We start from the raw sequence: 18,267 nt of genomic DNA on the forward strand, positions 1-18,267 counted from the left end.
GACTCTGCGCCGCTGCGTCCGGCCCGCGTTCAGCCCGGTTCGCCGGCCGCATCGCGGACCGCCGCGAGAAACCGCGCGACGACGGGCGACGGCGCCGCCGCCGCGCCGTCGAACACGAACTCGATGTCGAAGCGGCTCGCAAGCTCGTCGAGCGCGACGAGCCGGACCGTGCGCGGGCAGGTCGGCGACGCGCTTTCCGGCACGAACGCGCAGCCCATGCCGGCCGCGACGAGGCCGATCAGCGTCGGGATGTCGCTGCCGACCTGCGCGATGCGCGGCGTGAAGCCGGCCTGCTGGCACTGCGTCATCAGGAACCGGTGGTGCGCGGCGGAGCGCTGCGCATCGAACCACACGAACGGGGCGTCGGCGACATCGGCCAGCGTGCGCGGCGCGACGAAGCGGCCGCCCGGCGGCGCGGGCATCGCGAGCACGAAGCGGTCGCTCAGCAGCCGCACACCCGTCAGGTGCGGCGCTTCCTCGCGACGCCACGCCATGATCCCGGCGTCGAGCTGACCGCGCATCAGCGCGCTCGCCTGTTCGGCCGACAGCATCGGCGCGATCGACAGTTTCACGTCCGGGCACGCATCGCGAAACGTCTTGAGGACGTTCGCGACGATCGGCAACGGCAGGCAGTTCGGCAGCGCGCCGAGCCGCAGTTCGCCGAGCTGGCCGGCCGCGCTGCGCAACGCACGTTCGCGGCTGTCCTGCAGCATGGCGAGCAGGCCGGTCGCATCCTGCAGGAAGCTCGTGCCGGCCGCCGTGAGCGTGACGCCGGTCGCGCGACGGATCAGCAGCGGCGTGCCGATCGCATCCTCGAGCTCGCGGATCTGCCGCGACAGCGCGGGCTGCACGATGCCGGCCGCGCGGGCGCCGGCCATCACGCTGCCGGCTTGGGCGACGGCGACGAAGTAGCGCAGGTGACGCAGTTCGATCTGGCGCATGTGGTGTCGGTGCGGTCGGGTAGATATGCCTGTGAAGCATAGCAGACGCCATTCGATGGTATTGGAAAGCATGACCGGCCTGCCGTACGATGACCTTCGTTGCTCCCGCGCTTCGTCGCGCGCCGCATGCGTTTCCTTCTTTCCCACTGCGTTCCGTCCCATGCCGCTTCATATCCCGACCCCCTATATCCGTTCGCACATCGCGTCCCGCCGGCTCGGCAAAACCATCCGGCTGAAGCTCGATGCGTTGCAGCCGTCGGGCTCGTTCAAGCTGCGCGGCATCGGCGCCGTCTGCGAGGCGCGTCATGCAGATGGCGCCCGGCGGTTCGTGTCGTCGTCGGGCGGGAACGCGGGCATCGCGGTCGCGTATTGCGGCCGCGAGCTCGGCGTGCCGGTGCGCGTCGTCGTACCGGAAAGCGCGTCGGCCCGGGCGCGCGAGCTGATCCGCGTCGAAGGCGCGGAACTCGTCGTGCACGGGGCAAGCTGGGCCGAGGCGAATGCGTTCGCGCAGTCGACGCTCGACGAGCACGACGCGTTCGTGCATCCGTTCGACGACCGCGTGCTGTGGCAGGGGCACGCGACGATGATCGACGAGATGGCGGCCGTCGGCCCGAAGCCCGACGCGATCGTGCTCGCGGTCGGCGGCGGCGGTCTGCTGTGCGGCGTGCTGGAAGGGCTGGTGCGCAACGGCTGGCACGACGTGCCCGTCGTCGCGGCTGAAACGGCAGGTGCCGACTGCTATGCGCGCTCGGTCGCGCAGGGGCGTCCAGTCGAATTGCCGGCCATCGCGAGCATCGCGACGTCGTTGGGCGCGAAGCGGCCGTGTGACGCGGCGGTCGAATGGGCGACGCGTCACGCGATCCATCCGGTCGTCGTGTCCGATGCCGACGCGGTGGCCGCGTCGCTGCGGTTTGTCGATGAACACCGGATCGTCGTCGAGCCCGCGTGCGGCGCGGCGTTGGCCGCGCTGGAGCGGCCGGTGCCGGTGCTTGCGTCGGCGTCCGACCTCGCCGTGATCGTCTGCGGCGGCGTGACCGCGACCGTCGAGCATCTGCAGACGCTGCGCGCGACGTTGCGGTAGGTGAGGGCGCCGGCAAGCAATGCAGTCGCGAGACGGCGGGTCGCCCGAGATTTCGCGTTTGGTGGCTGCGGGTTTGGGCGCGCGTGGTCAACCGCGACGCGTCGACGTTGCGTGCCCGTCAATCTCGCGCGGCCACGTGTCGGCCTGCGCACGGCTGGATAGGCGGGAACGACTTCCGGGAAGGATGCGGCGGGGACGTACCGGCGCGCTCCGCCGCCTATGGGCAGGCGCGACGGTTGGGGCGCGTAGTCAGTTCGCGGCGGGTGCGCTCGCGCCGGACGGTGTGGACGATGCGACCGGGTTGGCGGCAGCCGGCGCAGGCGATGCGCTCGATGGTGCCGGTGCCGGTGCCGGTGCGGACGCGGAGGCGGGTGCCGATGCCGCCGACGAAGGCGCGGACGCAGTGGATGACGGAGTGGCGGTGGCTGGCCGTGCGGCCGGACCCGCAGCAGACGCGGGCGCGGAAACCGGCGCGGCCGTCGAGCCGGAGGTCGACGAGGGTGCCGGCGCGGTGGCCGGACCCGAAGGCGGCACGGGCGCCGAAGCCGGTGCCGCAGCCGACGCGGGAGCCGGAGCCGATACAGGCGCCGAGCCCGTAGCCGAAGCCGGCGCAGGTGCGGAAGCCGCCGCAGGCGCCGGCACCGGCCCGGACGCCGCCGGCGCGGCAGCGCGCATCGCCGCCGGCACCGCGACGGCCGATGCCGCGGCCGGCACGGCATTCGCGCCCGACCCGGGCGTGACACCCGGCACCGAAAGCGGCACCGGCGCCGCGGGCGGCGTCGGCACGACCGGCGTCGTCATTTTCATCGGTTCGCCTTGCGGCGTCGGCGCGGGTTCGGGCAGCGGCGCGACGGGCTCCTTCTCGGCGGCCTTCACGGTCGCGCGGTCGCGCCGCGCCGGGTCGATCTTCAGGAAATGCTCGACGAGATTGAAGAACCGCTCGTAGAACACGCCGGCGGGAATCGTCTCGCTGGCGGTCTTGACGAGCGCATCGTCGCTCGAGCCGATCGGCAGCGACAGCGAGCCGAACACGCTGAGGCCGACGCTGGCCGACGTATTCGACTTCTTCAGCGTGTAGCGGTCCTGCACCGCGTTCACGTACGCGATGCTCGACGAGCCGTCCGCGTTCGCGTCCGCGCACACGACGTGAAACTCGATCACGACGTGCATGTCGTTGCTCGGCTGGAAATTCTTGCTGCCGTCGACCGCGTCGTTGCGCGACGACGACACCACGTAGCCCTGGCTCAGCAGCGCGCGCCGCGCGGCCTCGCAGGCCGCGTCGGATTTCGAGTGGAACGTATGCGCATACGGGCTGCTCGTCGCGTCGAACTGTTCCTGCTGGTAGATCGGCTTGGGCGGCGACGAGCATGCCGCCAGCACGGTCGCGGCCGCGAGCGCGCACGAAACGGAAAACAGGCGAAATCGGTTGTGCATGGCGTCTTTCAGAAGGCTCGGCGAGAGGCGGCGCAAGGGCGGTGCCTGGATGGCGCGCGCGTGCACATCTCGTATGGCCGGGGCGACATTATAGTTTCGTTTGATGTCGCGCTCGCTTCAGCCGGCCGGCGCGCCGCGTGCCGCGGCCAGCAATTGCGCCGTCAGCGGATGGTGTTCGCCGCGCCGGGAGCGGATCGCGTGGATCTCCTCGGTCACGTCGCCCGCGCGCCCGAGCCGCCTGAGCCCGCGCAGCAGCGACGCATCGTTCGCGCCGAGTTCGCTCAGCGCAAACACGCCGAGGCCGCGCGCCGCGAACACGGCCATCAGCGCGCTGTCCTCGAACTCGCCGGCCACGCGCGGCACGATCCGCTCGCTTTCCAGCCACCCGTCGAGGCGCGCGCGCAACGCGGAATGCGCGGTCGGCAGCAGCACGGGCAGCTCGGCGAGGCACTGCGGAAAGCGCTGCCGCGCGGCCGGCGTGACGAGTGCCGCGGGCCCGTACCAGTCGACTGGCGACGCCACGAGCCGCTCGCTCGTCACGCGCAGGTTCGACCCGGACGGCGCGCCCTGGCCGGCCAGCACGAGATCCAGATGATGCAGCGCGAGCTCCGCGAGCAGCGCGTCGTGCTCGCCCTCGTGGCACAGCAGCCGCAGCGTCGGCGTATCGAGCACCGGGGCCAGGAGCGCGTGCGCGGCGAGCTTGGAGATGCCGTCCGCGAGGCCGACCGCGAGCCGCACGGTCGGCTGGCTGGCCGCCGCGCGCACGTCGTCGGGAATCAGCCGGCCCATCTCGAAGATGACTTCCGCGCGCGCGAACGCGGCCTGCCCGGCGTCGGTCATCGCCACGCCGCGCCCGGCCGGGCGCAACAACTGGTGCCCGAGCGATTTCTCCAGCTCGCGCACCTGCGCGCTGATCGTCTGCACGGCCATGTCCAGCCGGGCGGCGGCGCGTGCGAAGCCGCCTTCCTTCACGACGACCCAGAAATAGTACAGATGTCGAAAATTCAGCATCGCAGTGGGGACATATCGAAAAAACCGAACCTGAAATCAGATTCTCTCTGATTTTTTCGAAGTGTGGGGCGGCATATCATCAGGCTTTCCACTTTCGTATCGGCCCTCCCATGGACTACCTGCTGACGCTTGCCACCGACCCCGCCGTCTGGGCCGCGCTCCTGACGCTCGTCGTGATGGAAGTCGTGCTCGGCATCGACAACCTGATCTTCATCTCGATCCTCAGCAACAAGCTGCCCGAAGCGCAGCGCGCACGCACGCAGCGCCTCGGCATCGGGCTCGCGCTGGTGATGCGCCTGGCGCTGCTGGGCAGCGTCGCGTGGATCGCGAGCCTGACCGAACCCGTGTTCACGCTGTTCGACCATGCGTTCTCGTGGCGCGACATGATCCTGCTGTCGGGCGGCCTGTTCCTCGTGTGGAAGGCGACCACCGAAATCCATCACCACGTGTCGCACGACGGCGACGCCGCGGGCGGGGCGGCCGGCGCGGCCGGCCTGACGGTGTGGGCCGCGATCGGCCAGATCGTGATGCTCGACATCGTGTTCTCGATCGACAGCATCGTGACCGCGATCGGCATGACCGAGCACGTTCCGATCATGTTCGTCGCCGTGATCGTCGCCGTGACCGTGATGCTGTTCGCCGCGCAGCCGCTCGCGCGCTTCATCGACCGCAACCCGACGATCGTGATGCTCGCGCTGTCGTTCCTGGTCGTGATCGGCATGACGCTGATCGCCGAAGGGTTCGGGTCGCACGTGCCGAAGGGCTACATCTATGCGGCGATGGCGTTCTCGGCGTTCGTCGAGGGCATGAACATGCTGGCGCGGCGCGCGAAGGCGAAGCGGGCGGCGCACGCGGCACGCGACTGAGCCGGCGCGCGTGACGCCGGCCGCTGCGGCGGCCGGTTCGCGCGCCTCATACGGAATCCGGATGAAATTCGCACGGAAAGGAGAAGCGCGATGAAATGTCCTGTCTGCAAGACGCCCGACCTGCTGATGGCCGAGCGCCAGTCGATCGAGATCGACTACTGTCCGACCTGCCGCGGCGTGTGGCTCGATCGCGGCGAACTCGACAAGCTGATCGCCCGGGAAACCGGCGACGCGCCGGTACGTCGCGACGCCGCGCCCGCACAACACGATACGCATGCGCAGCGCGGCCGTGACGATGGCTGGGGGCGCGATGGTCGTTCGTACGACGAGCGTGACCGGCATGACGGCCGGCGTCGCAAGAAGTCGGTGTTCGACCTGTTCGATTTCGATTGAAGCGGGCGTCCGCGCGCGTGAACGCGTGCGGCCCGATACAAGAAAGCCCCGCCGGCAGCGCGCCGGACGGGGCTTTTTCATGCGCGTCGCGTCAGGGCGCGCATCGGCACTTACGCGTTGCCGGCCGTCACGTCGATGCGGCGCGGACGCGTTTGCTCGCGGCGCGGGATCGTCAGCGTCAGCACGCCGTCGCGCAGGTTCGCGTCGATCCGCGACGTGTCGAGGTCGGCGCTCAGCACGAAGGATCGCGCATAGCGCGTCGCGCGCACTTCCGCATGTCGCACGCGCAGGTCGGCCGGTGTGTCGATGTGCGTCGTGGCTTCGATCGTCAGCGTCGTGTCGTGCACCTTCACGTCGAGATTCTCGCGCGGCACGCCCGGCAGGTCGGCGCGCAGCGTGACGCCGCGTTGATCCTCGACGATGTCGACGGACGGGATGATCGCGGGCCGGCGCGCGGCTTCGGCAGCCGCGGGGTGAACGGTGTCGGTTTGGCGTTCGGCCAGGGTCGGGTTCGTGTTCATGTCGATATCCTGAAGATTACTGAATGGTGATCGCGCGCGGCTTCGCCGCTTCGCGCCGGCCGACGCGAATCAGCAGGCAGCCGTTTTCATAGCGGGCGCTGACCTGGTCGGGGTCCGCGTCGCGCGGCAGTTCGACCACACGGCGGAACGCGCCGTGAAAGCGCTCCTGCGCATACGTGCGCACGTCGTCGCCTTCGCGCGGCGCCGGCTTGCGTTCGCCGCTGATCGTCAGCAGATCCTTGTCGATCGACACGTCGAAGTCGGCCGCGGCCATGCCGGGCGCGAACGCGACGATCTCGATCGCGTCGTCGGTGGCGCCGACGTTGAGCGCGGGAAACGCGCCGGGACGCACCGCGCGGATGCCGGACGGGCGTTCGCCGAGCAGGCTCGCCATCTGCCGCTGCACGCGGGCGAATTCGTCGAACAGATCGTGGCCGAAATGGATACCGCTCATGTTGGTCCTCCTGAACAGGGAACGCGGGAGACGTGACGGCGCGACGCCTGCGGCGGGCGCGACGGGTGGCTCCACTGGGTCGATACGGGGGCGGTGCGTGGTAGTCGGCACTGCCCGACGACGCTTAATTAGTGGCCGCCGTCGCGCATTTCAAGAGGGCATCCGCAATCGGCGTCGACGCAGGTGAGCGGGATTCGATGCGACAATCGCTGCGGCATATCTGCAGACCAACGACACGGGACAACCATGGACATTCGACGTATCGCGATCGTCGGCGCCGGCGTGATTGGCGCGAGCTGGACCGCTTTCTACCTGACGCAGGGTTTCGACGTCGTCGTGACCGACCCGGCGCCGCAAGCCGACGCGCGGCTGCGCGACGCGCTGGCCGCGTTCCTCGGCGAGCGGGCCGCCGAACTTGCCGCGCGGCTGTCGTTCGACGCCGATCTCGTGCGGGCGCTCGACGGCGTCGACTTCGTGCAGGAGAACGGCCCCGAGCGACTCGACCTGAAGCGTGCGCTCTATCGCCAGATGGACGACGTGCTGCCCGCGCACGTGCCGATCGCGTCGAGCTCGTCGGGCCTGAAGATGTCCGACATCCAGACCGCGTGCGCGAAGCATCCGGAACGCTGCCTGATCGCGCATCCGTTCAATCCGCCGCATCTGATCCCGCTCGTCGAGCTGGTCGGCGGCGATGCGACCGGCCAGGACGTGATCGCGCGCGTGAAGCAGTTCTACGATGCGCTCGGCAAGCAGACCATCGTCCTCAACAAGGAGATGACGGGCCACGTCGCGAACCGGCTCGCGGCCGCGTTGTTCCGCGAGGTGTATCACCTCGTCGGCGAAGGCGTCGTGAGCGTCGCCGATGCGGACAAGGCGGTCGCGTGGGGCCCCGGCCTGCGCTGGGGGCTGATGGGGCAGTGCCTGACCTATCACCTCGGCGGCGGCGCGGGCGGGATCGCGCACTTCCTCGAACACCTGTCGGGGCCGATCACGAGCTGGTGGGACGACCTCGGCGCGCCGTCGTTCGATCCGGAGGTCGATCGCAAGCTGAACGACGAGCTGCGCGCGATCCAGGGCGAGCGCTCGATGCAGGAACTGGCGACGGAGCGCGACCGGTTGCTCGTCGAACTGATCGACGCGCGGCGCCGCAGCTTCCTGCCCTGATCCGGCGCGCCGGCTATTGCTGCGACGTCGATTGCGGAGCGGGCGGTGTCTGCGCCAGCCAGCCGGGGTTCGTGGCCTGCACGAGTTCGCGGTTGCGCGCGCGGGTCGCGGCGTTCGGCGGGTAGTTGCCGTCGTTCGTCGGCAGTTCGCCGTCGAGATAGGCCTGCTTGAGCTGGTCGATGACTTCCGCGCGCGTCAGGCCCGGTGTGGGGGCCGCCGCATCGGTCTGGGCAAAGGCGGGGGACAGCAGCGCGGCTGCAGCGGTCGCGACGGCGAATCGCAGGACGTTCTTCATGGCGGGCTCCGATCAAGGGGACGGGTACCGGTGGCGCGCGGCGCGATACCGTGCGTTCCGATGGAGCCCATTGTCGCGAGCGGGTGCTGCGCGGACGATGACGCGTTCCGGGCAAAGCTGTCAGGTGCGGCGGGCGCACCCGTGCGGTGCGCGCGGCGCCGCTACAACTCGGCCGCCGCGGTGATCAGCGTGGCTTCGAGCGCGAGCGTCGAACGCGACGCGGCCGCCGGGCGGTCGATCACGTATTCGAGTTCGCCGAGTTCCGGCAGCCCCGCCTCGAGCCGCGCGAGCCCGGCCGGGATCACGTAGCCGGCGAACGCGCTGACGCCGAGCCCCGCGCTCGCGGCCGCCCGCAATACCGCGATGCTGCTGCTCACGACGGCGATCCGGTACGGTCGCCCGACGGCCTCGAGCGATTCGAGCACGCGGCGGCGCGACACGCTCGGCTCCGGATGCATCGCGAGCGGCAGCACGGCCTCGTGGCCGGTGATCCGCGAATCGGGGCCGGTGCACCAGTACAGCGGTTCGCTGCGGATCACGCGGCCGCGCCGGCTGCCGGCGATGCGTTTCGCGAACACGAGATCGTGCCGGCCTTCGTCGAGCGCGTCGAACAGGTCGCCCGACAGCCCGGTCGAGATCGCGAGCTCGACGTCCGGGTTGCGCTGCACGAAGCTCGCGAGCGCGGCCGTCAGGTGCGCCGACGCGAAATCCTCCGACATCGCGAGCCGCACCTTGCCCGACAGCGGCGGCCCGCATACCGACGTGACGGCCTCGTCCATCAGTTCGAGGATGCGCACCGCGTAGCGGAACAGCGCGTCGCCGTGCTGCGACAGGTGCACGTTGCGCGTGTCGCGCTCGAACAGCGGCCGGTCGAGCAGCTCCTCGAGGCGGCGGATATGCTGGCTGACGGTCGATTGCGACAGGTTCACGCGCTCGGACGCGGCGGTGAAGCTGCCGGACTGGGCGACGGCGACGAAACTGCGCAGCAGCTCGGGCGGTAACGGACGCATTGCTAAATCCACTGAATCGGTTTCGACAACTTCATAAATGGCCGGATTTTGCGGCGCTAGTATCGGATCACGCGCCAGTGCGGCCTCCGCGAACGAGGGCGCCGGGCGCGTAGCCCGTGTCGCGCCGCCGGCTGCTTCGGTCAGTCTAAGCCATCCGGCGTCCGGCCCGAAACCGCATCATCCCATCGACCCCGAGAACGTGCTCGCACGACGAGCCGCCGGGCCGCGGCGCCCTGCCGCAGGAGACAGACAGTCCGCCCGGGATCGGCGTGCGGGCCTGACTCCCGCACGCGTCAGGCGCCCGTCACGAAGAGACTGGAGACGACTCATGATCATCTACGGAACCGCGCTGCTGGCGTTCTGCCACCTGGCCGGACTGTTCCTCGGCGACCTGCTCGGCAGCGCGATCGGCGTGAAGACCAACGTCGGCGGCGTCGGCATCGCGATGCTGCTGCTGATCTGCCTGCGCTTGTGGCTGCACCGGCGCGGCTGGCTGCCGAAGGAGACCGAGGCCGGCGTCGGTTTCTGGGGCGCGATGTACATCCCGGTCGTCGTCGCGATGGCCGCGAACCAGAACGTCGTCGCCGCGTTGAAGGGCGGCCCGGTCGCGCTGCTGGCCGCCGTCGGCGCGGTCGCGATCTGCGCCTGCTGCATCGCGGTACTCGTGCGCATGGGGCGCGACGACACGGCCTTCTCGGGCGTGCCGCAATTCGAAGAACAGTGACGGAGGCCGCCATGCTGCAGATGCTCGAAAAAGTCGTCGCCCACAACGGGCTCGTCGCGTCGTTCGCGCTGGTCGGCCTGATCATGTGGCTGTCGTCGATCGCGTCGCGCAAGCTCACGTTCGGCCGCGTGCACGGCTCGGCGATCGCGATCGTCATCGGTCTCGTGCTCGCCTACGTCGGCGGCGCATTTACCGGCGGCGAGAAGGGGCTGGCCGACGTCAAGCTGTTCGCCGGCATCGGCCTGATGGGCGGCGCGATGCTGCGCGATTTCGCGATCGTCGCGACCGCGTTCGAAGTGCAGCCGACCGAGGCGCGCAAGGCCGGGCTCGTCGGCGTCGTGTCGCTGCTGCTCGGCACCGTGCTGCCGTTCATCGTCGGCGCCTGCATCGCGCGCGCATTCGGCTACACCGACGCGGTCAGCATGACGACGATCGGCGCGGGCGCCGTCACCTACATCGTCGGGCCCGTCACCGGCGCGGCGATCGGCGCGAGTTCCGACGTGATCGCGCTCAGCATCGCGACCGGGCTCGTGAAGGCGATCATCGTGATGGTCGGCACGCCGGTCGCGGCCAACTTCATGGGCCTGAAGACGCCGCGCTCCGCGATGATCTTCGGCGGGCTGGCCGGCACCGTCAGCGGTGTGAGCGCGGGCCTTGCCGCGACGGATCGCCGGCTCGTCCCGTACGGCGCGCTGGTCGCCACGTTCCATACCGGCATCGGCTGCCTGCTCGGGCCGTCGCTGCTGTTCTTCACGACGCGCGCGCTGGTCGGCGGGTAGGGCGATGCGACGCGGCCCGCGTGCGGGCCGCCCATCCATCGCGGCGTCCTCTGAGTCGCATTCTGCAACTTCATCAATCGACAGCGGCGCCAGGCTTAGAATGCCGCTGAACCCTCGAAGCGGAGAACTGTTCATGACGGGATGGAATCACGCGCGGCAGGCGCGCGATGCACGCCTCGCGGCCGGCGCGGCTTACGCGCAAGGCAAGCGGGTCGATGCGCGCGACACCGTCGCGCTGCTCGAAGCGGTGCTGCGGCCCGGCGACCGCGTGTGCCTCGAAGGCGACAACCAGAAGCAGGCCGACCTGCTCGCGACGGCGCTCGCCGACGTCGACAGCGCGAAGATCCACGACCTGCACATGGTGCAGTCGGGCGTCGTGCTGCCCGAGCATCTCGACGTGTTCGAGCGCGGCATCGCGAAGCGGCTCGACTTCGCGTATTCGGGCCCGCAGTCGCAACGCATCGCGAAGCTGCTGTTCGGCGGCAAGATCGCGCTCGGCGCGGTGCATACCTATCTCGAACTGTTCGCCCGCTACTTCATCGACCTCACGCCGCAGGTCGCGTTGATCGCCGCCGTGAGCGCCGATCGCGACGGCAACCTGTACACCGGCCCGAACACCGAGGACACGCCGACCGTCGTCGAGGCCACCGCCTTCAAGGACGGCATCGTGATCGCGCAGGTCGACCGCATCGTCGACAAGGTGCCGCGCGTCGACATCCCGGGCGATCGCGTGCATTTCGTCGTCGAGGCCGGCCGGCCGTTCTACGTCGAGCCGCTGTTCACGCGCGATCCGGCCGCGATCACCGAAACGCAGATCCTCACCGCGATGCTCGCGATCAAGGGCATCTACGAGCCGTACGGGATCAGGCGCCTGAACCACGGGATCGGCTTCAACACGGCCGCGATCGAGCTGCTGCTGCCGACCTACGGCGAAAAGCTCGGGCTGAAGGGCAAGGTCTGCACGCACTGGGCGCTCAACCCGCATCCGACGCTGATTCCCGCGATCGAATCGGGCTGGGTCGAGCAGATCCACTGCTTCGGCTCCGAGGTCGGGATGGACGACTACATCCGCGCGCGCTCCGACGTGTGGTTCACGGGCCCCGACGGGTCGCTGCGCTCGAACCGCGCGTTCTGCCAGACGGCCGGCCTCTATGCGTGCGACATGTTCATCGGCTCGACGCTGCAGATCGACCTGTCCGGCCACTCGTCGACGGTCACGGCCGAGCGGATCGCCGGCTTCGGCGGCGCGCCGAACATGGGCAGCGACGCGCGCGGCCGGCGCCATCCGAGCGAGCCGTGGCTGAAGGCCGGCGCGGAAGCCGACCCCGACACGCCGGCGGCGCTGCGGCGCGGCCGCAAGCTGGTCGTGCAGATCGGCGAGACGTTCGGCGACAAGAACGTGCCGATGTTCGTCGAGAAGCTCGACGCGCTGAAGCTCGCGGACAAGCTGCAGCTCGACCTCGCGCCGATCATGGTCTATGGCGACGACGTCACGCACATCGTCACCGAGGAAGGGATCGCGAACCTGCTGATGTGCCGCGACAAGGACGAACGCGAGCACGCGATCCGCGGCGTCGCCGGCTATACCGACGTCGGCCGCGGCCGCGACCGGAAGATGGTCGAGCGGCTGCGCGAGCGCGGCGTGATCCGCCGCCCGGAGGATCTCGGCATCGATCCGCTCGACGCCGACCGCCGCTGGCTCGCCGCGCGGTCGATCAAGGATCTGGTGCACTGGTCGGGCGGGCTCTATGCGCCGCCGGCCCGGTTCCGCAACTGGTGAGGAAGAGGGCATGGAACAGTTGAACTATCGCTTCACCGCGCGCGAACGCGCGAAGGGCGAGCAGGCCGCGGCGCTCGTCGGCGTGGTCGCGTCCGGCAATCTCGAGGTGCTCGTCGAGCGCGTGCTGCCGGGCAACGAATGCGAGATCGACATCCGCACCGCGGCCGTCGGTTTCGGCGCGGTCTGGCAGGCGGTCGTATCGGATTTCGTCGAACGGCGTACGCCGGGCGGCCTGAAGCTGTCGATCAACGACGGCGGCGCGCGGCCCGACATGGTGTCGCTGCGGCTCGCGCAGGCCGTGCGCGCGATCGAGGGGGACGCATGACGAACGACGTGATCCACGACGCACCGGCGTTCGTCGCAAACGCGGCGAGCTGGTACGAAGCGTCGGCGCGACAGCGCATCGACGGGCTGCTCGACGCAGGCAGTTTCACGGAGTTCCTCGGGCCGGCCGAGCGCGTGACGAGCCCGCACCTGCCGCTGTTCGCGCTGCCGCAGCAGTTCGACGACGGGATGGTGGTCGGGCACGGCCGGCTCGACGGCCGGCCCGTGTTCGTCGCCGCGCAGGAGGGCCGTTTCATGGGCGGCGCGTTCGGCGAAGTGCACGGCGCGAAACTCACCGGGTTGCTGCGCGCCGCGCGCGAAGTCGGCAAGCCGGTGCTGATCCTGTTCGATACGGGCGGCGTGCGGTTGCAGGAAGCGAATGCGGGCGAGCTCGCGATCGCCGAGATCATGCGCGCGCTCGTCGACGCGCGGGCCGCCGGCGTGCCGGTGATCGGGCTGATCGGCGGGCGCGCGGGCTGCTACGGCGGCGGCGGATTGCTCGCCGCGTGCTGTTCGGCGCTCGTGGTGTCGGAGCAGGGGCGCATCAGCGTGTCGGGTCCCGAAGTGATCGAGACCAATCGCGGCGTCGAGGAATTCGACTCGAAGGATCGCGCGCTGATCTGGCGCACGATGGGCGGCAAGCATCGGCGCTTGATCGGCGGCGCCGATCGCTACGTGGCCGATACGCCGGACGCGTTTCGCGCGGCCGCGCTCGATCTGATCGGCCGCGCGCCGCCGTTCGATGCGGCGATGCTGCGCGCGGAACAGGCGCGTCTCGAAGCGCGGGTCGAACGGTTCGGCGGCTGCAACGATGCGCTCGACGTGTGGCGTGCGCTCGGGGCCGGTCGGCCGGAAGCGATTCCCGGAATGTCCGACGATGAATTCGCGAAGCTGGCCGATCAACTGCAGGAGCCCCAGCATGACGCTCGATGAAGTACTGAACTCGCTGTTTCCCGCCGGCCATTCGATTGCGCGCAATGGCGGCTTGCTGACGGGCCACGCGGCATTGGCCGGCACGCGCGTCGACGTGATCGGCGTGGCCGACCGCCTGCCGTTCGGCATCGACGAGGCGCTGACGCTCGCGTCGTGCGTGCTCGACACGATCGCGCGTGGCGGCGACACGCCGATCCTCGTGCTGGTCGACAGCGACAGTCAGCGGATGAGCAAGCGCGACGAACTGCTCGGCCTGAACGAAGGGCTGTCGCATCTCGCGAAGTGCCTGATGCATGCGGATCTCGCCGGGCACCGGACGATCGGCGTGCTGTACGGCCACACGGCCGCCGGCGCGTTCATCGCGACCGCGCTCGCGACGCGCACGCTGCTCGCGGTGCCGGGCGCCGAGCCGGAGGTGATGGACCTGCCGTCGATGTCGCGCGTGACCAAGCTGCCGATCGACGTGCTGAAGGAGATGGCGCGTTCGACACCGGTATTCGCGCCGGGGCTCGACAACCTCGTAAAGATGGGCGCCGTCGACGCCGTGCTCGATCCGTCCCGCGCGCTCGACGCGCAGGTCGGCGGATGGCTCGGCAAGCCGGCCGAGCGCATCGACCGGCGCGCGGCGCGCGGCCGGCCGGTCGCGACGGACGTCGCCGCCCGCGTCGAGGCACTCGCGCGTGCCGCACGCTGAGCTGCCGCTGCGCCGCCACACGCTCGTCACGCTGACGGCGGCCGGGTGGGGCGCGGCATTCGCCCGCGACCCCGCGCTCGCCGGTGATCCGCTCGTGCGTGCATGGGCCGAACGCGGCTGGCCGCTGATCGTGCGTCGCGCGTCGCCGGATGAAGCCGATGCCGGCCGCGTGCCGCTCGGCCTGCCGTTGCCGCCGTCGGCGGGCAAGCGGCGCATCGCGCTGAACGCGGCCGCCGGCGCGCTCGCGACGATCGGCCCGCTGCCGACCTTGACGGACGTACTCGCCGCCGCGCCCGCGGCATGGCATGCGCCGCTGCACGAGCTCGCGGCGCTCGGCGCACGCTGCGGCGTGCAGGGTCGCGTGTTCGGCAGCCTCGCCTGGCAGGCGCTGACGGGCGAGCCTTACCTCGGCGCCTCGTCCGATCTCGATATCGTGTTTCGGCTGCCGGATCCCGCATCGCTCGCCCCGTTGCTCGACGGCCTCGCGGCGATCGACGCGCGCGCACCGATGCGCATCGACGGCGAACTGCTGCGCGCCGACGGCGCGGGCGTCAACTGGCGCGAACTGCACGCGCGGTTGCCCGAAGTCGCGGTGAAGACCGCGATTGAGGTCGAATTGATGCGCGCCGACGCCTTCACCGGAGGCCCGCGATGACCGCACGGGCTGCCTGCCGCGTAGCGGCGCCGTCCGATGCCGAACGCATCGCGGCGCTGGCCGAGCGCAGCCTCGTGCTCGAGATCGACACCTATCCGAAGCCGGGCCTCGTCAGCCACGTCGACACCGGCAGTCACACGGACATGGATGCCGCGACGTTCGCGCGCAGCGCCGCCGTGCTGCGGCCGTACTTCGCGGAACTCGCCGACGCGGGTGCGCGCGACGCCGACATGGCCGTGCTGCGGAAGATCGGCCTGCGCGCCGAGCACGCGATGCTCGCCGCGACCGGCGGCGTCAATACGCATCGCGGCGCGATCTTCGGGCTCGGGCTGCTGTGCGCGGCCGCCGGCCGGCGCGCGATGCCGGGCGCGGTGCCGGCCGGGACGACGCTTGGCGCGTTCGTGTCGCGCCGGTGGGGCGTCGAGATCCTCGGCGGCCCGCGTTTGCCGGACAGCCACGGCGAGCGCGCGAGCCGGCGCTACGGTGTCGGCGGTGCGCGTCGTGAGGCGGCCGACGGCTTTCCGACCGTGTACGCGGTCGGATTGCCGGCGCTGCGCCGCGCCCGGCGCGACCTGCCGGACGATCCGGAAGCCGCGCGGGTCGCCGCGTGTTTCGCGCTGATCGCCGCGCTCGACGACACGAATCTGCTGCACCGGGGCGGGCAGGACGGCCTCGATTTCGCCCGCGTGACTGCCCGTGCGTTCGTCGCGTGCGGCGGCGTGCGGGCGCGCAACTGGCGGCTGCGCGCGACGGCCGCGCATCGTGCGTTCGTGGCGCGCCGGCTGAGCCCGGGCGGGGCGGCCGACCTGCTCGCGATGAGCGTGTTCGTCGATGCGCTCGAAGCCGAACGGGACGCGCGATGACGCTGGCCATCCTGTGCTCGGGCCAAGGCGCGCAGCGCGCCGACATGTTCGACCTCACTGGGTCGGCGCCGCAGGCCGATGCACTGTTCGCGCATGCGGGCCGGCTGCTCGGCGACGATCCGCGCATGTGGGTCCGGCAGGCCGGGCCCGATGCGCTGCGGGACAACCGTGCCGCGCAGATCCTCTGCACGGTCCAGGCACTCGCGGCGGCCGCGCTGCTCGACGCGGTGTGGCCGCGCCGACGCTGTGTCGCCGGCTACAGCGTCGGCGAGGTCGGCTCGTGGAGCGTCGCGGGGATGATCGGGCCGCACGACGCGCTCGACCTGACCGATGCGCGGGCGCGCGCGATGGATGCCGCGAGCAGCGGCGACGAGCGGATGGTGTTCGTGCGCGGCCTGACGCGCGTGCAACTGGCGCAGTTGTGCGACGGTCGCGACGCGGCCATCGCGATCGCGAACCCCGGCGATGCGTTCGTGGTCGCCGGGCGGCATGCCGATGTCGATGCCGTGGCCGACGACGCGCAGCGCGCCGGCGCGCTGCGCGTCGCGCCCGTCTGCGTGCGGATCGCGTCGCACACGCGCCGGCTGGCCGCCGCCGTGCCGGCATTCCGCGCGACGCTGGCCGCGACGCGCGTGCGCCGGCCGCTGCCCGGCACGCGGCTGTTCTCGGGAATCGACGGCGCGTCGGTGCTTGATGTCGATACGGGCCTCGACAAGCTCGCGCGGCAGATCGCGGAGCCGGTCGAGTGGGCAGCCTGCCTCGCCGCGTGCGTGGAAGCCGGCGCCACCGCGTTTCTCGAACTCGGCCCGGGGCGCGCGCTGGCCGAGATGGCGGGCGGCGCGTATCCCGCGTTGCCGGCGCGCAGCCTCGCGGATTTCCGTTCGGTCGACGGCGTGACGAGTTGGCTCGCGCGCGTCGCAGCCGGCTGATCGACGGGGTGAAACCGGCGTGAAACCCGGTCGCCGCGCCCTTGTTTTGCCCGGTGTGTTGCGCCGGCGCAGCAGCGTCGCAGCCGCCCCTTGTCACGCGAATTGGCGCCGCTACAATGGCGCCCGCCATGAGACCAGCCGCCTTCTTTCTCGCCGCGCTTTGCTGCACGACGAGCGTCCACGCCAGCCAGATTCCGTCCGACGCTGCATCGGTCGGCACGTACTTTTCGTATGACAACGCGGCGGCCGACGCGACCGTCGATCTGATCGAACAGGCCCAGCGCCGCGTGCTGCTGGCCGGCTATGCGCAGGTGCCGCCGGCTGTCGCGAGCGCGCTGCGCGCGGCCCGCGCGCGGGGGATCGAGGTACGCGTCGTGCTGGTGCGCCCGCCGCGCGCGGGGAAGTACAGCGGCGCCGGTTATCTCAAATCCGCCGGTATCGACGTCGCGATCGATTCGCGGCATGGCGGCCCCGCGTCGCGCTTCTTGATCGTCGACGACAGCGTCGCGCTGACGACGCTGTCCGACGGCGCGGCCGCGCAGGCCGACACGGTGAACGTGTTCCGGCGCGCGCCCGAACTCGCGCAGTCCTACGCGCAGTCGTTCTGGCGGCTGTACCGGCAGGCCGGCGGCCTCTGACCCTTTCCTGCGGCGACCCGTGCGCCGGTATGACCCTGCTTGCATCGGCGCGACCGATGAACCATCCTCGTTGACAGGCGCCGACGCGGCTTTCGCTCGTCCGGTGCAACGGCAGGGAGCCGATCGTGACCGAAAGCAGTTTTGCCGATCGCGCCGATGCCGGCCGCCAACTGGCCGATGCGTTGCGCGAATACGCGGGGCGAAGCGATGTCGTCGTGCTCGCGTTGCCGCGCGGCGGCGTGCCCGTCGCGTATCCGGTCGCATGCGCGCTGCGCGCGCCGCTCGACGTGCTGGTCGTGCGCAAGCTCGGCGTGCCGTTCGATCCCGAGCTCGCGATGGGCGCGATCGCGACGGGCGGCGCGACGCATCTGCAACGGTCGGTGATCCGCGCGATGGACGTATCCGATGCGCAACTCGCCGACGTGATCGCGCGCGAGACGGCCGAACTGCAACGCCGCGAAGCGCTGTACCGCGGCGCGGTGCCGCCGCTGGCGGTGGACGGACGCATCGCGATCGTCGTCGACGACGGCGTCGCGACCGGCGCATCGATGCGCGTTGCGCTGCAGGCGCTGCGCGAGCGCCACCCGGCGCGCATCGTCGCGGCGGTGCCGGTCGCGCCGGCGGCCGCGGCGCATGCGTTCGACGGGCTGGCCGATGCGTTCGTCACGGTGTCGCAGCCGCTGCGGTTCTTCGGGATCAGCCAGTTCTACGCGCGCTTCGAGCAGACGAGCGACGACGAGGTGCGCGCGCTGCTCGACGCGGCCCGTCCCTGACGCGC

General features: G+C 70.8%; 22 protein-coding genes. 15 read left to right on the top strand and 7 right to left on the bottom strand.

Going from position 1 to position 18,267, the window contains the following annotated elements; translation table 11 throughout:
• Positions 1-29: 29 nt before the first annotated feature.
• On the bottom strand, positions 30-941 hold the full coding sequence (locus tag H0X90_RS05595; protein ID WP_006481804.1) for a LysR family transcriptional regulator: 912 nt from the start codon (positions 939-941) through the stop codon (positions 30-32).
• A 160-nt stretch (positions 942-1,101) separates the two neighbouring features.
• On the opposite strand from H0X90_RS05595, the gene H0X90_RS05600 reads away from it, so the two are divergent.
• Positions 1,102-2,022, top strand: a complete 921-nt coding sequence (locus H0X90_RS05600; protein WP_048989200.1) for a pyridoxal-phosphate dependent enzyme — start codon at positions 1,102-1,104, stop codon at positions 2,020-2,022.
• A 249-nt stretch (positions 2,023-2,271) separates the two neighbouring features.
• Here H0X90_RS05600 and H0X90_RS05605 read toward each other — a convergent pair whose 3' ends face one another.
• Both H0X90_RS05605 and H0X90_RS05610 read right to left on the bottom strand, forming a co-directional pair.
• The gene (locus tag H0X90_RS05605) at positions 2,272-3,456 is read right to left on the bottom strand and encodes a DUF2242 domain-containing protein (RefSeq protein ID WP_077189620.1); all 1,185 of its coding nucleotides are present in this window, start codon (positions 3,454-3,456) and stop codon (positions 2,272-2,274) included.
• 117 nt (positions 3,457-3,573) lie between these two features.
• Positions 3,574-4,467 carry a LysR family transcriptional regulator gene (locus tag H0X90_RS05610; RefSeq protein ID WP_006497636.1) on the bottom strand — a complete coding sequence of 298 codons (894 nt, stop codon included), beginning with the start codon at positions 4,465-4,467 and terminating at the stop codon, positions 3,574-3,576.
• A 110-nt stretch (positions 4,468-4,577) separates the two neighbouring features.
• Between H0X90_RS05610 and H0X90_RS05615 the strand changes: the two genes are divergently transcribed.
• Both H0X90_RS05615 and H0X90_RS05620 read left to right on the top strand, forming a co-directional pair.
• Positions 4,578-5,333 (top strand): TerC family protein, encoded by a 756-nt coding sequence (locus tag H0X90_RS05615; RefSeq protein WP_006485308.1) that lies wholly within the window; start codon positions 4,578-4,580, stop codon positions 5,331-5,333.
• 90 nt (positions 5,334-5,423) lie between these two features.
• Entirely contained in the window at positions 5,424-5,726 is a 303-nt protein-coding gene (locus H0X90_RS05620; protein WP_006485320.1) for a zf-TFIIB domain-containing protein, read from the top strand.
• A gap of 110 nt (positions 5,727-5,836) precedes the next feature.
• Here the strand turns inward: H0X90_RS05620 and H0X90_RS05625 are convergent, their stop codons facing one another.
• On the bottom strand, positions 5,837-6,247 hold the full coding sequence (locus H0X90_RS05625) for an Hsp20/alpha crystallin family protein (protein ID WP_006485316.1): 411 nt from the start codon (positions 6,245-6,247) through the stop codon (positions 5,837-5,839).
• Between the two features lie 16 nt (positions 6,248-6,263).
• On the bottom strand, positions 6,264-6,701 hold the full coding sequence (locus H0X90_RS05630) for an Hsp20/alpha crystallin family protein (protein ID WP_006485305.1): 438 nt from the start codon (positions 6,699-6,701) through the stop codon (positions 6,264-6,266).
• 246 nt (positions 6,702-6,947) lie between these two features.
• On the opposite strand from H0X90_RS05630, the gene H0X90_RS05635 reads away from it, so the two are divergent.
• Positions 6,948-7,865 carry a 3-hydroxyacyl-CoA dehydrogenase NAD-binding domain-containing protein gene (locus H0X90_RS05635; RefSeq protein WP_077189621.1) on the top strand — a complete coding sequence of 306 codons (918 nt, stop codon included), beginning with the start codon at positions 6,948-6,950 and terminating at the stop codon, positions 7,863-7,865.
• Between the two features lie 13 nt (positions 7,866-7,878).
• On the opposite strand, the gene H0X90_RS05640 is transcribed toward H0X90_RS05635, so the two are convergent.
• The gene (locus H0X90_RS05640) at positions 7,879-8,160 is read right to left on the bottom strand and encodes a DUF4148 domain-containing protein (protein ID WP_077189622.1); all 282 of its coding nucleotides are present in this window, start codon (positions 8,158-8,160) and stop codon (positions 7,879-7,881) included.
• Positions 8,161-8,321: 161 nt separating this feature from the next.
• Positions 8,322-9,170, bottom strand: a complete 849-nt coding sequence (locus H0X90_RS05645) for a LysR substrate-binding domain-containing protein (RefSeq protein WP_006497633.1) — start codon at positions 9,168-9,170, stop codon at positions 8,322-8,324.
• Positions 9,171-9,498: 328 nt separating this feature from the next.
• Here H0X90_RS05645 and madL point away from each other — a divergent pair, with 328 nt between their 5' ends.
• From madL to H0X90_RS05700, 11 genes are all read left to right on the top strand, one after another.
• Positions 9,499-9,894 carry a malonate transporter subunit MadL gene (gene madL / locus H0X90_RS05650; RefSeq protein ID WP_034200773.1) on the top strand — a complete coding sequence of 132 codons (396 nt, stop codon included), beginning with the start codon at positions 9,499-9,501 and terminating at the stop codon, positions 9,892-9,894.
• A gap of 11 nt (positions 9,895-9,905) precedes the next feature.
• Positions 9,906-10,673 (top strand): malonate transporter subunit MadM, encoded by a 768-nt coding sequence (gene madM / locus H0X90_RS05655; RefSeq protein WP_034200772.1) that lies wholly within the window; start codon positions 9,906-9,908, stop codon positions 10,671-10,673.
• Between the two features lie 133 nt (positions 10,674-10,806).
• Entirely contained in the window at positions 10,807-12,453 is a 1,647-nt protein-coding gene (gene mdcA, locus H0X90_RS05660) for a malonate decarboxylase subunit alpha (RefSeq protein ID WP_077189623.1), read from the top strand.
• Positions 12,454-12,463: 10 nt separating this feature from the next.
• Positions 12,464-12,778 carry a malonate decarboxylase acyl carrier protein gene (gene mdcC, locus H0X90_RS05665; RefSeq protein WP_006485317.1) on the top strand — a complete coding sequence of 105 codons (315 nt, stop codon included), beginning with the start codon at positions 12,464-12,466 and terminating at the stop codon, positions 12,776-12,778.
• Positions 12,775-13,710, top strand: coding sequence for a biotin-independent malonate decarboxylase subunit beta (locus tag H0X90_RS05670; protein WP_062884635.1), 936 nt, complete (start codon positions 12,775-12,777; stop codon positions 13,708-13,710). Before mdcC ends, H0X90_RS05670 begins: the two co-directional genes overlap by 4 nt.
• The gene (mdcE, locus tag H0X90_RS05675) at positions 13,697-14,404 is read left to right on the top strand and encodes a biotin-independent malonate decarboxylase subunit gamma (protein ID WP_077189624.1); all 708 of its coding nucleotides are present in this window, start codon (positions 13,697-13,699) and stop codon (positions 14,402-14,404) included. The genes H0X90_RS05670 and mdcE overlap by 14 nt, the downstream gene beginning before the upstream one ends.
• Complete coding sequence (gene mdcG / locus H0X90_RS05680; protein WP_077189625.1) at positions 14,391-15,059, top strand: malonate decarboxylase holo-[acyl-carrier-protein] synthase; 669 nt, start codon at positions 14,391-14,393, stop codon at positions 15,057-15,059. Before mdcE ends, mdcG begins: the two co-directional genes overlap by 14 nt.
• Complete coding sequence (gene mdcB / locus H0X90_RS05685) at positions 15,056-15,922, top strand: triphosphoribosyl-dephospho-CoA synthase MdcB (RefSeq protein ID WP_077189626.1); 867 nt, start codon at positions 15,056-15,058, stop codon at positions 15,920-15,922. The genes mdcG and mdcB overlap by 4 nt, the downstream gene beginning before the upstream one ends.
• A complete protein-coding gene (locus tag H0X90_RS05690) occupies positions 15,919-16,851 on the top strand; it encodes an acyltransferase domain-containing protein (protein WP_062910848.1) in 933 nt (310 codons plus the stop codon). The genes mdcB and H0X90_RS05690 overlap by 4 nt, the downstream gene beginning before the upstream one ends.
• A 116-nt stretch (positions 16,852-16,967) precedes the next feature.
• Positions 16,968-17,489, top strand: a complete 522-nt coding sequence (locus H0X90_RS05695; RefSeq protein ID WP_034200766.1) for a phospholipase D-like domain-containing protein — start codon at positions 16,968-16,970, stop codon at positions 17,487-17,489.
• Positions 17,490-17,614: 125 nt separating this feature from the next.
• The gene (locus H0X90_RS05700; RefSeq protein ID WP_058901313.1) at positions 17,615-18,262 is read left to right on the top strand and encodes a phosphoribosyltransferase; all 648 of its coding nucleotides are present in this window, start codon (positions 17,615-17,617) and stop codon (positions 18,260-18,262) included.
• The last annotated feature ends 5 nt before the right edge of the window (positions 18,263-18,267 follow it).

Origin of the sequence: Burkholderia sp. 9775_39 (genome assembly GCF_015712225.1) — a bacterium.
Classification (GTDB): Bacteria; Pseudomonadota; Gammaproteobacteria; order Burkholderiales; family Burkholderiaceae; genus Burkholderia; species Burkholderia cenocepacia.

Excerpts from the sequence above, each read along its gene's own strand:
- H0X90_RS05595 (WP_006481804.1), bottom strand. The coding sequence starts at position 941 with ATGCGCCAGATCGAACTGCGTCACCTGCGCTACTTCGTCGCCGTCGCC.
- H0X90_RS05600 (WP_048989200.1), top strand. The coding sequence starts at position 1,102 with ATGCCGCTTCATATCCCGACCCCCTATATCCGTTCGCACATCGCGTCC.
- H0X90_RS05605 (WP_077189620.1), bottom strand. The coding sequence starts at position 3,456 with ATGCACAACCGATTTCGCCTGTTTTCCGTTTCGTGCGCGCTCGCGGCC.
- H0X90_RS05610 (WP_006497636.1), bottom strand. The coding sequence starts at position 4,467 with ATGCTGAATTTTCGACATCTGTACTATTTCTGGGTCGTCGTGAAGGAA.
- H0X90_RS05615 (WP_006485308.1), top strand. The coding sequence starts at position 4,578 with ATGGACTACCTGCTGACGCTTGCCACCGACCCCGCCGTCTGGGCCGCG.
- H0X90_RS05620 (WP_006485320.1), top strand. The coding sequence starts at position 5,424 with ATGAAATGTCCTGTCTGCAAGACGCCCGACCTGCTGATGGCCGAGCGC.
- H0X90_RS05625 (WP_006485316.1), bottom strand. The coding sequence starts at position 6,247 with ATGAACACGAACCCGACCCTGGCCGAACGCCAAACCGACACCGTTCAC.
- H0X90_RS05630 (WP_006485305.1), bottom strand. The coding sequence starts at position 6,701 with ATGAGCGGTATCCATTTCGGCCACGATCTGTTCGACGAATTCGCCCGC.
- H0X90_RS05635 (WP_077189621.1), top strand. The coding sequence starts at position 6,948 with ATGGACATTCGACGTATCGCGATCGTCGGCGCCGGCGTGATTGGCGCG.
- H0X90_RS05640 (WP_077189622.1), bottom strand. The coding sequence starts at position 8,160 with ATGAAGAACGTCCTGCGATTCGCCGTCGCGACCGCTGCAGCCGCGCTG.
- H0X90_RS05645 (WP_006497633.1), bottom strand. The coding sequence starts at position 9,170 with ATGCGTCCGTTACCGCCCGAGCTGCTGCGCAGTTTCGTCGCCGTCGCC.
- madL (WP_034200773.1), top strand. The coding sequence starts at position 9,499 with ATGATCATCTACGGAACCGCGCTGCTGGCGTTCTGCCACCTGGCCGGA.
- madM (WP_034200772.1), top strand. The coding sequence starts at position 9,906 with ATGCTGCAGATGCTCGAAAAAGTCGTCGCCCACAACGGGCTCGTCGCG.
- mdcA (WP_077189623.1), top strand. The coding sequence starts at position 10,807 with ATGACGGGATGGAATCACGCGCGGCAGGCGCGCGATGCACGCCTCGCG.
- mdcC (WP_006485317.1), top strand. The coding sequence starts at position 12,464 with ATGGAACAGTTGAACTATCGCTTCACCGCGCGCGAACGCGCGAAGGGC.
- H0X90_RS05670 (WP_062884635.1), top strand. The coding sequence starts at position 12,775 with ATGACGAACGACGTGATCCACGACGCACCGGCGTTCGTCGCAAACGCG.
- mdcE (WP_077189624.1), top strand. The coding sequence starts at position 13,697 with ATGACGCTCGATGAAGTACTGAACTCGCTGTTTCCCGCCGGCCATTCG.
- mdcB (WP_077189626.1), top strand. The coding sequence starts at position 15,056 with ATGACCGCACGGGCTGCCTGCCGCGTAGCGGCGCCGTCCGATGCCGAA.
- H0X90_RS05690 (WP_062910848.1), top strand. The coding sequence starts at position 15,919 with ATGACGCTGGCCATCCTGTGCTCGGGCCAAGGCGCGCAGCGCGCCGAC.
- H0X90_RS05695 (WP_034200766.1), top strand. The coding sequence starts at position 16,968 with ATGGCGCCCGCCATGAGACCAGCCGCCTTCTTTCTCGCCGCGCTTTGC.